Source organism: Phycisphaerae bacterium (genome assembly GCA_018003015.1).
Taxonomy (GTDB): Bacteria; Planctomycetota; Phycisphaerae; order UBA1845; family PWPN01; genus JAGNEZ01.
Genome location: JAGNEZ010000036.1, coordinates 23,455 through 36,482 on the forward strand (window position 1 = coordinate 23,455; position 13,028 = coordinate 36,482).

The following is a 13,028-nucleotide window of genomic DNA, read 5'->3' on the forward strand; positions in this document are numbered from 1 at the left end:
ATGCACTCAAAATCAATCGTCCGAACGTCTCGCGTCTTCGCGACCTCTGGTTTGGCCGCTGTCTTCCTCGGATCGCTAGTCGGCTGTACCTCGCCGGAGACTCGGATCAACCTGACTACCTTCGATGCCCAAGGGCAGGATCAGCAGCACTATGCCACGTTCACTCAGGCCAGCTACCGCCTTACCCCCGGGGGCACGTTCGAACTGGCTCTGCACACCACCCGGCCCAGCAGCCTCGATCCCACCCAGAGCATCACCCAGATCATCTACCTGAAATGCCTGTGGACGCCGCGACCGGGTACAACCTACGCCGAACCTTCACAGATTAACGCCAAAGTCCAGTACGCGATCCTTACCCCTCCTACCGGAGTGCGCTACGACGGCAGTGCTTTCCTCTCCTGTAAACTCGATCAGGGCTCGGGAATGCTGACCGGTCGAATCGAATCCGGGACCCTTTCCGCCCGATTCCGCGTGGGCGAGGCGATCGAGCCATTCGCTTTCGCCAAGTTCACCGGAGCCTTCACGGCCGTGGACAACCCCCGGGAGGTGGTCCGCGCCGCCCAGTCGCTGAACGCCCAATTCACCGCTCCGATCAGCGAGGAGAAGCCTTGATCACTACCGTCTCGCCCCGGAATCTTCGCCGGCGTGCTATAATCCGATAGACGAAGGACCCTCGGTCCGCGGAGTGTCCCTGATGTCCGTTCGCTGGCACATCCCGGCTGCCGTATGCGCCGTGACAATATCGGTCCTCGCCGCGGTTGGCGCCGATCTGACCGGCTACGAGTCACTGGCCGACTGGTCGGCCCTGCCCAACCCCAAGGTCGGCATGGTTGCCGGGTTGGCCAGCAGCTACGACCGGGCCGGGGCCAACAACGATTTCAGCCAGTTCGAATCACCCGTCGGCCTGGTGACCAGCGACGTAAACACGGTCGTCAAGACCATCACCGGCCCCGGAGTGCTCACCCGCTTCTGGATGCCTCACGCATGCGCGGACGAGGCCTTCACCGTCAAACTCACGATTGATGGTACGCTCCTCATCGATACCACGAGCAATGTAATCCTCGGAGGCAGCTTCGGCTACATGCAGAATCCCCTGGTTCGTACCCTGATCGGCGGCCAGGTGAGCTACGAGCCGATCGCGTTTCAGAACTCCGTGGTGATCGAATCCAACAACTACGCCGCCGGGCTCCATGCCCGGACCCACCATTTCTACCAGTACGGCTACCATGTGTTCACCGGTGGGCAGACCATCCCGTCCTACAGCGGCTCGTTGAACGCCGCCCAGCAGACTGCCCGCGACAGCGTGGTCGCCATACTCGGCAACCTCGGCAAGAACCCGGCCGGTACCAGTGAGCAGGCCGCTTTCATCGCCACCGAGGGGCAGTCCATTGAAGCCGGCCAGGCCCTGACCTTGTGTGACCGCGTCGGCAGCGGACGAGTCCGGGCGATCCGCCTGAAAATGACCGGCCCCACCGATGAAGCCCTCGATGGCCTGCGTCTCCGCGTACGCTGCGGCGGGCGAAGCCAGAACGTCGTCGATGTCCCCGTCGCCCACTTCTTCGGGGCCGGACACAAGCGGGTGGCCTTCAAATCCCTGCCCCTGGGAACGGATGGCCCGGACGGTTTCTACTGCTACTGGCCCATGCCCTATCGCGTCGGCCTGATCATCGAGCTGTACAACAGCACCACATCCGCCATCGCCATCGATTCCGCGCTCGTCGAGTATGAGTCCGGCGCCCAGCCCGCGGTGATCGGCTGTCTCTACGCCTCGTTCAGCGAAGAGACAACAGTCAGCGGACAGAAATACCATCAGTTGCTCAGCTCAACCGGCGCCGGGCACTACCTGGGCAGCCTGTTGTATGTCCAGAAGGCCGGGGTGGCCAAGATCCTCCTCGAGGGCGACGAGATCGTGACCGTCGACGGCACCACGATGCTCTTCGGCACCGGCATGGAGGACGCCTACAACGGCGGTTACTACTACAACAACATCGCCAACAGCCCACAGCGAAACACACCCGACGATCCGCCCTGGCCGGACAATGGCGTCGCGCCCTACCACGGTCTGCTCAATATCGACGACCCCGACCCCAAACGCCCAGGCAGTACCGATACGGTCTTCCGCGCCGACCAGTACCGCTGGCTCATCGGCGATGTGGTGCCTTTCACAACCGGCATCGACGTCAAGATCGAGAACTACGGGTCCTACGCCAACACGCTCTTCGGTTCGACCGCTTTCTGGTACCAGCTTGATTGGGCCGCCGATTTCGACCAGGACGGCGACGTGGACTCCGACGATTTCGCTCACCTTCAGCTCTGCCTGAGCGGCCGCGGCCAGCCGTACGAGAGCGGGTGCGACAACGCCGACCTTGACGTGGACTCCGACGTCGACGCCGATGACCTGGCCGCATTCCTGCCCTGCGTCTCCGGAACCGACGCCCCCGCCAACCCGGGCTGCGGTTCCTGACGATTCCTTGGCCGCTTGACGCTGTCCGTGTCCACCGACCGGATCTCGGCATCCTGCCCGATCCTCAGTCGAATCGCCACCGCCCACCCGTTCCCCCGGAACAGCCCAGGCGGCGCCGGGGCAGGGATGCGGTACAATGCCGAGACGCAGAACGGGCAGCGTGGCCGGGCGAGGACCGCCGGGACAGAGGTCTTCATTTCGCAGATTGAGGAGAAACGCCATGGGCAGACTGACCAAGCGGCTTGACTCGAGCCGGCGAGACTTTCTGAAAGTCGCTCTCGCCGGTGGCGCCGCTATATCGGCACCTTGGATCGTGTCTTCACGCGCGTGGGGCCGAGGGGGCGCGGCCGCGGCCGGCGAGCGGCTGACCTTGGGTGTGATCGGCTTCGGCCCACGCTGCAAGTACGACCTGGCCGCCATGCTCAAGTTGCCCGACCTGCAATGTGTCGCCCTGGCCGAGGTGCAGGCCAGCCGGCGTGATGCCGGCAAGGCCACGGTCGACGGACACTACGGCAATACGGACTGCAAGGTCTACCGCGACTTCCGCGAAATGCTCGAGCGCAAGGACATCGACGCCGTGCTCGTCGCGACCGGAGACCGCTGGCACGCACTCGCCTCAATCCTGGCCGCCGAGGCCGGTAAGGATGTGTACAGCGAGAAACCGTGCGGATTGACTATCGCTTGGTGCCAGAAACTCGCCGAGACGGTGAAAGCCACCCAGCGCGTGTTCCAGGCTGGAACGCAGCGCCGCAGCGTGCCGAACTTCCAGCAGGCGGTGCAACTGGCCCACAGCGGCAAGCTCGGCAAGATCCATACGGTCTACGCCTCGGTCTACACCCCTCAGATCGAGACCACCTGGCTGCCCGGCGAGCCGACCCCGCCGCCCGAAGTGTGCGACTGGAACCTGTGGCTCGGGCCAGCCCCCTGGCGGCCGTACAACAGCAAGTACGTGGGCGGCGGCTGGCGCGGCTACTGGGACTTCGATTCGGGGGCCCGCCTGCTGGACTGGGGAGCCCATACCGTCGATCTCTGCCAGTGGGCCAACCACGCCGACGATACCATGCCCGTCGAGTACGAGCCATCGAGCACGAATATCACCTGCCGGTACGCCAACGGGGTCAAGCTGGTGCTGGATTTCCTGAAAACGCCGTTCGGCGAGCGACCGGGGTGGATCACGCGGCTGGGAACCTGCCCGGTGCGGTTCGTGGGCGACGAAGGCTGGGTAGAGACCGGCGACAACGGTGAGACCGAGGTGCACCCGGTGTCGCTCAAGAGCGAGCTGAAAGCGACCGCAGCCGGGACCCAGGGCCTCGACGTCTCGGCCCATGCGCGGAACTTCCTCGACTGTATCAAGTCACGCGGCGAAACGGCGGCCAACCCGCGGGTGATGCGTCATTCGCACATCGCCTGCCACGCCGCCGCCCTCGCGTGGATGTTGAATCGGAAACTGTCGCTCGATCCGGCGAAGGAAGCGTTCGCGGACGATGACGAGGCGAACGGCTTGCGATCGCGGCCTGCACGCGACTATGCGGACTACTCCAAGTCATAGAAAGGTGAAGAATGCGCACACACATGGACCACGCGATGCTCAGCGTAGTGACGGCGACGGTGTTTGCGGCGACTTGCCCGGGGGCGGAGATCAACCTCGCCCCGATGGCCAAACCGTCGACTTCCTTCGTGTCCGGGCATGAGACGCTCGATGCGATGAACGACGACTTCCAGCCGGGCGGGGTGAACGACCACAGCCACGGATGCTACGGCAACTGGCCGCAGACCGGCACACAATGGGTGCAGTACGAATGGAGCCAGCCCGTCAGCACCCGCAAGGTCGATGTGTACTGGTGGGACGATGCCCGCGGCGTGCGCCTGCCCAAGGCGTACCGGTTGCTGTATTGGGACGGGAAAGCGTTCGTACCGGTCAAGGAGGCGGCCGGGCTCGGTGTGGCCGGCGGACGATACAACTCGACCACCTTCACCGAGGTCACGACGTCCAAGCTTCGGTTGGAGTTCGACGGGAACGAGAGGTTCTCGACCGGCATCATCGAGTGGAAAGTCTACGACTCCGGCAAATCACCGAAGTTCGCGCCGCGCGTGGAGGCGGGCGTCGATCGCGTGACCGTGTTGCCGGCCAAGACATATCTCGACGGGGAGGCCCGCGGAGTAGTTGATTCGATCGCCTGGAGCAAGGAGACAGGTCCGGGGACGGCAACGTTCGCGGAGGCGGACAAGCTCGAGACAACTGCGCAGTTTGCGGAACCCGGCGACTACGTGCTCAAGCTGACCGCAAAAAACGGCGACCGCAGCGCGTCGGACACGCTGAAGGTCCACGTCGAGCGAGCCCCGACAGCCTCTCATCTTCAGCCCGTGCCCACCGTGGCGTACAAGGTCAACAGCCCGTTCTGGGGGCCGCGGCTGAAGCACCAGATCGAAAACTGGATCCCACACTGCATCGCACAACTCTCCAAGACGGGCCTCCAGGAAGGCGGCTTCGAGAACTTCATCCAGGCGGCAAACAAGAATGCGGGGCGCCCGCACAAACCGCACGTCGGTCCGCCGTGGGCCAATGCCTATACGCTGAACACGATCGAATCGATGTGCCTGGCGCTCATGGTGGACGCCCAGGGCGACGCGGATCTGGCTAAAGCCCAGGCGGCGATCCGCGCGAAACTCGACCAGTGGATTCCAGTGGTGCTGGCCGCCCAGGAGCCGGACGGCTACCTCCAGACCCGGTTTACGCTCGGCGATCCGAACGAGAACGACCGGCCGCCGCCGCGCTGGTCGCGACGCGGCGACCACGAGGGCTATGTGGCCGGCTATCTCATCGACGCCGCAATGGCCCACTATCGCCTGACCGCCGGCCACGACCGGTGTCTGTACGACGCGGCAAAGAAGATGGCCGACTGCTGGGATGCCAACATCGGTCCGCCGCCGAAGAGGCCGTGGTATGACGGGCATCAGGAACTCGAGCAGGCCCTCATCCGCCTGGCGTGGCTGGTGAACGAGGTCGAGGGCGGTGGCAAGGGTGACAAGTACCTCCAGCTCTCGAAGTTCCTGCTCGATTGCCGTCGCGACGGGGAGAGCTACGATCAGAGCCACTTGCCGGTCGTGAGGCAGTACGAAGCCCTCGGCCACGCGGTTCGGGCGGTCTACTGCTACGCGGCGATGACCGGCATCGCCATGGCAACCGGCGACCCGGAGTATCACAGTGCGGTCAGGTCCCTCCACGACAACATCCTGAACGCCAAGTACTATGTCACCGGCGGTGTCGGCAGCGGCGAGACTTCCGAGGGATTCGGCAAAAACTACTCGCTGCCCAACAACGCGTATTGCGAATCTTGCGCGGCTTGCGGGCAGATCTTCTTTCAGCATAACATGAACCTCGCCTATCGCGAAGCTCACCATGCCGACCTGGTCGAGGAAACCCTGTACAACGCGGTGCTGGGCTCCGTGGATCTGCCGGGCAGAAACTTCACCTACACCAACGCCCTCGACTCCAGCGAGGCTCGGTATCTCTGGCATGGCTGCCCGTGCTGCGTGGGCAACATCCCGCGTACCCTGCTCGATCTGCCGAGATGGATGTACGTGAAGGACGCGGAGAATCTGTACATCAACCTGTTCATCGGCGGCACCGTCCGCGTCGGGACTGTGGCGGGAACAGACGTCGAGATCGAGCAGCGCACCGAGTATCCGTGGAAGGGGCGGGTCGAAATCGTCGTCAGGCCCACGGCGGCTAAAAGCTTCACGCTGCGCGTGCGCGTGCCACAACGCGGTGTGAGCGCCCTTTATCACGCTACGCCCGAAGCCGACGGTCTGGCCTCGCTGGCGGTGAACAATACGCCGGCCACCCCGGAAGTGAAGGACGGCTACGCGGTGATCACGCGAACCTGGCAGTCCGGCGATACCGTTCGCCTGGAACTGCCGCTCCAGATTCAGCGGATCAAGGCCGACGAACGCATCATCGCTGATCGCGGGCGAGTGGCCCTGCGTTGCGGAGCGCTGATCTACAACATCGAAAGCGTGGACCAGAACGTCGACGGCATGCTCAAGCCCGACACGCCCCTGACCATGGAATGGAAGCCCGACCTGCTCGGCGGAGTGATCGTGATCCGCGGCCAGTTCGCCGACGGCTCGCCACTCCTGGCCATCCCGAATTACACCCGCCTCAACCGCGGCGGAAGGTCAATCGTCTGGATCAGGGATCGGTAACCGACAGACCCTCGAACGGCAAAGCGCCCAGCACCCGACGACACCAGAACCGCGACCTGCGGCCCCTGACGCCCTCCAAAGCATGCCCACGACAACCCGGACCCCTCAGGTTGTCAGGCGGCCAAGGACTTCCGTACAGCAGATCAACGCTCGAGGCAGATGGAACGGATCCTTGACCGGCAACGCCACAACCGTGGTGAACGGCCGGCCCTGGCGATCGAGCTTCTGCGTCCACTCGCCGTGCTCCTTCACCGGGTAGTGACCATAACTGTACTCGCGGATCCGCTCGTGCCACTGTAGACACCAGTCCTCCCGGCAGCACTCGTAGGCCAGGAGCGTCGCATACAGGGCCTCGACATGCGGCCACCAGAGCTTGGAGTCATGGAACGGCCAGGCGGGCTCCTTGCCGCCCTCGGCATCCACCGCCAAAAACAAGCCCCCGTACGCAGTATCCCAGCCGATCTCCAGGTGCCGCCGGATGGCTCGAACGGCGCAATCGATGGTCGCCAGATCGCCGGCCGAGCGCGCCAGGTGGATCTGGAACCACATGGATTCAATGGCATGGCCGGGCAGCACCAAGGTCCGGTCCGGCGGTTCAACTTCCCGGCCGTCACCGGTCAGCCACTCGACGACCAGGCCGCGGTCCGGCCGCAGGAACGCTTCCATCACCCGCCGATGATGGCTCCGGGCGGCGCCGCGCACAGTCGAATCGCCCGTGGCTTCCGCCAATTCATGATACGCCAGCGAGAACAGCATGCTGATGCCATGATTCAAACGGTCGGAGGGGATCGGGTAAGGCCAGGCGGGCACTGGCTCGTCACCATGCAGGGCGTGCTCAGTCCCCTGAAACGTGTCCATGGCCAGATCGAGCACCGCTCGCTCCCCTGTCGCCCGCCACAGCTCGACGAGGGCGTAGATGGCGAACCCGTCGGCGTAAATGCTCTCGTAGCCACGCGTGATCCGCCCCTCGCCGTCAACCAGCAACGGCCAGTGACCGTTGGCCAGCGGGCCATGAGCGACCTGGAACCGGTAGATGCCCCGGGCAATGTTCAGCCATTCCGGCCGATGCGCCACACCGTTGTACAACCTGCTGAACACCCACACGGCCCGCCACTGCGACCAGCTCCACCGGTCTCGACTGACCACCCGTCCGTCATCCGTGATGCACGAGTTGATCGCTCCGTCGGCGTCGACGGCGTGCCTCGTCCAGAAGGGGATGACGTCGTCCAGCAACGTTTCGCGGTAAAGCTGGAGCAGCCCTGGGAGATCCATGCCCTCAGCTTGTACCAGGCAGCGATCGGCGTCAATCCGGACAAGTCTGGCATGAGGGCAGGACTGCGCCAGGCGAGCGGCTTCGGCCCGTTCGCCGCCCAGGGTGCATGGGCCGGGTTCACAGTCGCTATGCCGGGCGAGTCGTCGCGGCGCCTTCGGCGCGTGTCTCGCGAGGTTTGAACGCCAAGGCCTGGGCCTGGGACCAGACGCCGGGAATGGCCGTTCCGCACTTAGGACATTTGCCTTCTTTGACTGCGTTGGCGGCGATGCGATAGCCAACCCGGCGGATCAGCTCTGCCTTGCACTGGTGGCAGTAGGTGTTCTCGCCGGGGTGTGACGGCAAATTGCCGACGTAGACGTAGTGCAGGCCCGTCTCGAGGGCGGTTTTGCGGCAGCGGTCCAACGTGGCGGCGGGCGTGGGCGGCAGATTCTTGACCCGATAGGTGGGGTTGAATCGCGTAAAATGCACCGGCACGTCCGGCCCGAGGTTCTTGAGTATCCAATCACTCATCTGCCTGATCTCGTCCGCCGAGTCGTTCTTTGTCGGGATGATCAGAACCACCACTTCAAACCAGATGCCGATATGCTTGAGCGTCTTGAACGTGTTCAGCACCGGCTCCAGCGAGGCGGAGCACATCTCCGCGTAGAATTCCTGGCTGAAGGCCTTGAAGTCGATCTTGACCGCAGTCAGATGGCCACACAGTTGACGAAGCGGTTTCTCCTGCATGTAACCATTGGAGATGATCACGCTGCCGATCCCCGCCCGGCGGGCCAGGGCGGCCGTGTCGTGCACGTACTCGTAGGAAATGGTCGGCTCGGAGTAGGTGTACGCGATCGTCGGGCATCCTCGGGCCTTGACCATCTCGACGAGCCGCTCCGGCTTGACCTCGACGCTCTCGATCTGCTCCGGACGAAACTGGCTGATCTCCCAGTTCTGGCAGAATCTGCACTCGAGGTTGCACCCGGCGGTGGCAATGGAAAACGCCGACGAGCCGGGCAGATAATGGAACAGCGGCTTCTTTTCGATCGGGTCGAGGTTGGCCGAGCAGAGTGCCCCGTACACCAGTGTCTGGTACTGCCCACCCTGGTTCTCACGCACGCCACAATAGCCGCGCTCAAGATCGACAACCTTGCACTCCCGCGGGCAGAGCAGGCACTTCACCTCGCTCTCCTTGTGGGTCGGCTCCCAGAACATCGCCTTGTGCCGGATCACGCCCTTGAGCTTCGGCCCGGACGCCTCGCCCGTGCCGGCCGTATCCTCGGCAAGGGCCGGTGCCGATCGCCACATCGCCGCTGCGGCGGCGCATGCAGCACACGAGCGAAGCAAGGTCCGCCGAGTAGGCACAGTGAGGATGTGGCGATCCGGGTTCATGCTGTCCCTTCGATTGCGGCGAATCGGTCACCTCCGGAGAGCTCATCCCGTCAAGTGTGGGACCCGCATCTTGCCGATCAAGTGACAGGCTGGAGGCCTGTCCCACACCTACAACCCAGATCCGCCCAGCTTCAAATCTCGACGCGTTCGATCGCGGCCAGATCAGCCACACCCAATCCGCGAGCACCCGCCGTCTTGATGTGCACCGGTGGGCGCTTCTCCTCGGCCAGGGTCTTCATGCCTGTGGCCTTGCGCTGCTGCTCGAGCAGGTCAGCGCCCACCGCGTCCACCGCCACGAAATCGGTGCCCACGATCATGCCGCCCAGCGACCAGGCGAAGCCGGGGTTCCGCACCGGACCGGCATTGTACTGGCCCCGGGTGCCGTCGCAGACCGTCAGCCGCCATCTGGGGCGGATGAACCGGTGCTCAACCACGTCGGCAACATAAGGGTCGCAGTGGTGCTCATGGTACTTGTTGGGATTGTGGATGGCCCCGAAGAAGTTCTTCATCCCCAGCGTCACGCCGGCAAACGGGTGGTCCTTCAGAACCGGCACACAGACCAGCGCATCCACCTGCTCGGCCACGATCTTCGAGAAGCACGAGCCGATCCGGCCGTTGGTCTCGACCTCCTTCTGGTAGCCGCTGCCGTAGCTCTGGGCGTCCGTGCCGTAGCACTGCACGCCGGTCTTCGAACGGTTGAGCTGGTAGCCGGCCGCGGTGAGCTCGGAGTCAAACCGGTCCCAGATGATGATGTTCTCGGCAGGCACGTCGGCGCTTCGCAGGCCGGCCACGACCGCATCGACCACCACCGGCTGAGTCGCCAGCCCCAGCGTATTCACCTTGATGCCCACACGATCGCCGCTCTTGAAGAGCCTCCGCCAGGCGGCTTTGGCGTCGGCCTCCCCGGTCAGCTTTTGCATCGAGGCATCCAGCATCTTGCGAAGCAGCTCGCGATGCCCCTCCATTTTGCCCCCGGTAACCGCCTCGTCGCGGGCGATGACCACGCGCGGCCGCGGCTTGCCGGCCGGCGCAGAGTCGCTGCCCAGGGCCAGTGAGCCCGATACGGCCAGGCCACACGCCACACCGCCAATCCGGCTGAGCATCTGTCTCCGATCGAGAGATTCTGGCATGAACGTACTCCGGGTGATGAACAGACTCAGTCTCTTGAGTCGGCCGGTCTCGTCGTCGGCTCGGGCTCGCCGAACACCTCCGCTTCAAAGGAGTAGAGCTTGGCCTCCGGCCGCCTCCAGGCGTCGGCCGGCAGACCTGCCTTGTTGACGCACAGCTGGGTCAGAAACTCATCGCGCGTCCAGCCGCGCTCGTAGGCCACCTGGGGCAGAAACACCGCCCGCCGCGAACCCGAGTCAATCAATACCCCGTGCCGCCCAACAATGATCTCCTCGACTTTCCCCACCAGCTTCATCGGCGTCAGGTAACTGATCTCGATGTGCAGGTCGCCCAGTTCCTTGATGGTCACCGGATTGTCGGCGAAGCGATAGTCCTCCGTCGCGGCGGAGATCGCGTTGTGGATCACGGATTCGACCAACGGCCCGCGAGCTTCCATGTTCCCAATACAGCCCCGGAGCTGGCCGCGGTTCTGGAGCGTGACAAAGCAGGCCCCTTGCTCACGAAGCGCCGGCGGCAGCGTCGCTAGGTCGGGACGCGGTGGATCCTGCTTGTTGAGCACGGCCGCTAAGGTCGCGCGGGCCAGCTTCAGGGCCGCGGCCCGCGCATCGGCCGGCAGCGTCCCTGGCCGGGCAGTGAATACGAACGACTGGTAGGTCACGCTGTTCTCGTAATCGTTGGTCATGCGGCCCGAGGTGTCAAACGCCGTGCGAATGCCCAGGGCCCCTCCCTGCATGGACAGCACACGCATCAACAGCAGGATCGGCTCCCGCCCGCAAATCGTATCCTCGGTGTCGACCAGGTGCTTCGTGAACCCGTCAAAATCGCAGCGCTCGATCGCCGTAGAAGCCTTGTCGGCCAGCTCCTTCAACTTGGCGGGAATGTCCGTGCGGAACGGCTCGTAGCCGTAGTTCGGCCCGAAGTGCGTACAGTCGCTGCTGACCACGAGCAGCGTGTCGCTGTCCAGCAGCGGGAGAATCGCCGCCGCGGCCGCCGCGTGCTCGCCGACCGACATCTTGCCAACCAAAAGCGGCACGAGCTTGAAGTCCTTCAGCGTCCGCTGCAGAAATGGCACCTGCAGCTCCAGGGAATGCTCGTCGGCGTCGACACCCGGGTGCGAGGCGAACAGCGACTTTCCCTTCAGCCTCTTGACCGCTTCAGTGTCAATCGGCACATCGCCCAACGGCGTACGGTACGCGGTCCACTTGTCGGGTACGTCGATCCCCCGATAGCTGTGCGCATACCGGTGGCTGAACGCCAGAGCAATGACCCGTCTGTAACTCTGCCCGCGAAGACAGCGGTATCCGGCGGCCGCCACCGGGGCACTGAACCGGTATCCGGCGTGCGGGGCAATGACCGCCCGGGGCTTGCCCGCCAGCCTCGCAACCGGTGCCCGCTCCAGCAGCTGGTCGATCAGGGCGGCTAGTTCAGCGGAGTCCCCAGGATACCACGAGCCGGAGAACCGAGCCGGTCGGGGGTCGAAGCCGCCGCCAGGGGCGGACTGTCCGTGCGCACTTGTCAGAATGGCCATGATGAACATACCCCCTTGTAGGAGACAGGAGGCCTTCATGTTCGGTCACCTCTTTCGACGCGGCACCGTAAGTTTACCACAAAACCGCCGTCGCGGCTGGGAAGCACCCCGGGTACGATACCAACCATGAAAAAGGTGACCATTTACACCGATGGCGCCTGCCAGGGCAACCCCGGTCCAGGTGGCTGGGGCGTCGTCCTGAGCTACGGCCGAGCCCGCCGCGAGCTCGCCGGTGCCTGCCCAGCCACAACGAACAACCAGATGGAACTGACCGCGGCCATCGAGGGGCTCCGGGCTCTCAAGGAGGCCTGCGAGGTCGACCTGTACACCGACTCCAAGTACGTCCAGCTCGGCATGCGCGAGTGGCTGCCCGGCTGGAAGGCCAAAGGCTGGCGCCGAGGCAGGAAGCCGGTCAAGAACCTCGATCTCTGGCAAACCCTGGACGCCGAGGCTTCCCGCCACAACGTCCGTTGGCACTGGGTCAAGGGCCACGCCGCCAACCCGGGCAACGAACGCTGCGACCAACTGGCCACCGAGGCGATCGAGAAGATGCGGGTTGACCTGGGCGAGGACGCCCTCCGCAGGGCCCTCGGCGAGTTCATGAATCGTGACGACGAGGAGCGGAGCCTCTCGAGCCATTGAACGCCGGGTGACGGTCGCCCCCATCCGTCTCCCGTGCATCTCCGACAATCGATATCCCCCGAGCTCAGCACATGGAGATTCGTCCCTATCCGAAGGTCAACCTGCAGGTCATTGCCAGCAATGCGGCAGTTGTCGCTTTCTACCGGAAGCTCGGCTACAACGTCGAGGAGCGGCTCAGTATGGGAAAGGTGCTGCAGACTCGCGGTCCCTACTGAATCCGCAGAGAGGCCTCAGAGCGACAGGACGCACCAACGGTCGGCCTACAGATTCGGCATCGCCGACGAAAAGCAGTCCTGGCCCCCTCGTCGATGCCCCGACGGCATCCCCGGAGCTTCACCCCCCAACGCCGTCACCAGGCTCCGTATCGCATCGCAGGTGCCGCGATTCCTTCCCACTTACGCCATATCTGTGGTACA

At 64.3% G+C, this 13,028-nt stretch carries 9 protein-coding genes and 1 pseudogene; 6 read left to right on the forward strand and 4 right to left on the reverse strand.

Features of this window, described 5'->3' with window-relative positions; translation table 11 throughout:
- From KA354_15720 to KA354_15735, 4 genes are all read left to right on the forward strand, one after another.
- Complete coding sequence (locus tag KA354_15720) at positions 1 to 612, forward strand: hypothetical protein (GenBank protein ID MBP7936090.1); 612 nt, start codon at positions 1 to 3, stop codon at positions 610 to 612.
- Positions 613 to 694: 82 nt separating this feature from the next.
- Entirely contained in the window at positions 695 to 2,464 is a 1,770-nt protein-coding gene (locus tag KA354_15725) for a DUF2961 domain-containing protein (protein MBP7936091.1), read from the forward strand.
- Positions 2,465 to 2,684: 220 nt separating this feature from the next.
- Positions 2,685 to 4,013, forward strand: coding sequence for a Gfo/Idh/MocA family oxidoreductase (locus KA354_15730; protein ID MBP7936092.1), 1,329 nt, complete (start codon positions 2,685 to 2,687; stop codon positions 4,011 to 4,013).
- Between the two features lie 11 nt (positions 4,014 to 4,024).
- On the forward strand, positions 4,025 to 6,670 hold the full coding sequence (locus KA354_15735; protein MBP7936093.1) for a glycoside hydrolase family 127 protein: 2,646 nt from the start codon (positions 4,025 to 4,027) through the stop codon (positions 6,668 to 6,670).
- Between the two features lie 105 nt (positions 6,671 to 6,775).
- Here KA354_15735 and KA354_15740 read toward each other — a convergent pair whose 3' ends face one another.
- The 4 genes from KA354_15740 to amrB form a co-directional block, all read right to left on the reverse strand.
- Positions 6,776 to 7,942 (reverse strand): AGE family epimerase/isomerase, encoded by a 1,167-nt coding sequence (locus KA354_15740; protein ID MBP7936094.1) that lies wholly within the window; start codon positions 7,940 to 7,942, stop codon positions 6,776 to 6,778.
- A gap of 127 nt (positions 7,943 to 8,069) precedes the next feature.
- Positions 8,070 to 9,314 carry an AmmeMemoRadiSam system radical SAM enzyme gene (amrS, locus tag KA354_15745; GenBank protein ID MBP7936095.1) on the reverse strand — a complete coding sequence of 415 codons (1,245 nt, stop codon included), beginning with the start codon at positions 9,312 to 9,314 and terminating at the stop codon, positions 8,070 to 8,072.
- Between the two features lie 131 nt (positions 9,315 to 9,445).
- Positions 9,446 to 10,444 (reverse strand): DUF362 domain-containing protein, encoded by a 999-nt coding sequence (locus tag KA354_15750; protein ID MBP7936096.1) that lies wholly within the window; start codon positions 10,442 to 10,444, stop codon positions 9,446 to 9,448.
- A gap of 26 nt (positions 10,445 to 10,470) precedes the next feature.
- The gene (gene amrB, locus KA354_15755; GenBank protein ID MBP7936097.1) at positions 10,471 to 12,009 is read right to left on the reverse strand and encodes an AmmeMemoRadiSam system protein B; all 1,539 of its coding nucleotides are present in this window, start codon (positions 12,007 to 12,009) and stop codon (positions 10,471 to 10,473) included.
- An 87-nt stretch (positions 12,010 to 12,096) separates the two neighbouring features.
- On the opposite strand from amrB, the gene rnhA reads away from it, so the two are divergent.
- Positions 12,097 to 12,612: a ribonuclease HI gene (gene rnhA, locus KA354_15760; protein ID MBP7936098.1), complete on the forward strand. Its 516-nt coding sequence runs from the start codon at positions 12,097 to 12,099 to the stop codon at positions 12,610 to 12,612.
- 89 nt (positions 12,613 to 12,701) lie between these two features.
- Positions 12,702 to 12,827: pseudogene (locus tag KA354_15765) on the forward strand (GNAT family N-acetyltransferase).
- Positions 12,828 to 13,028: the final 201 nt, after the last annotated feature.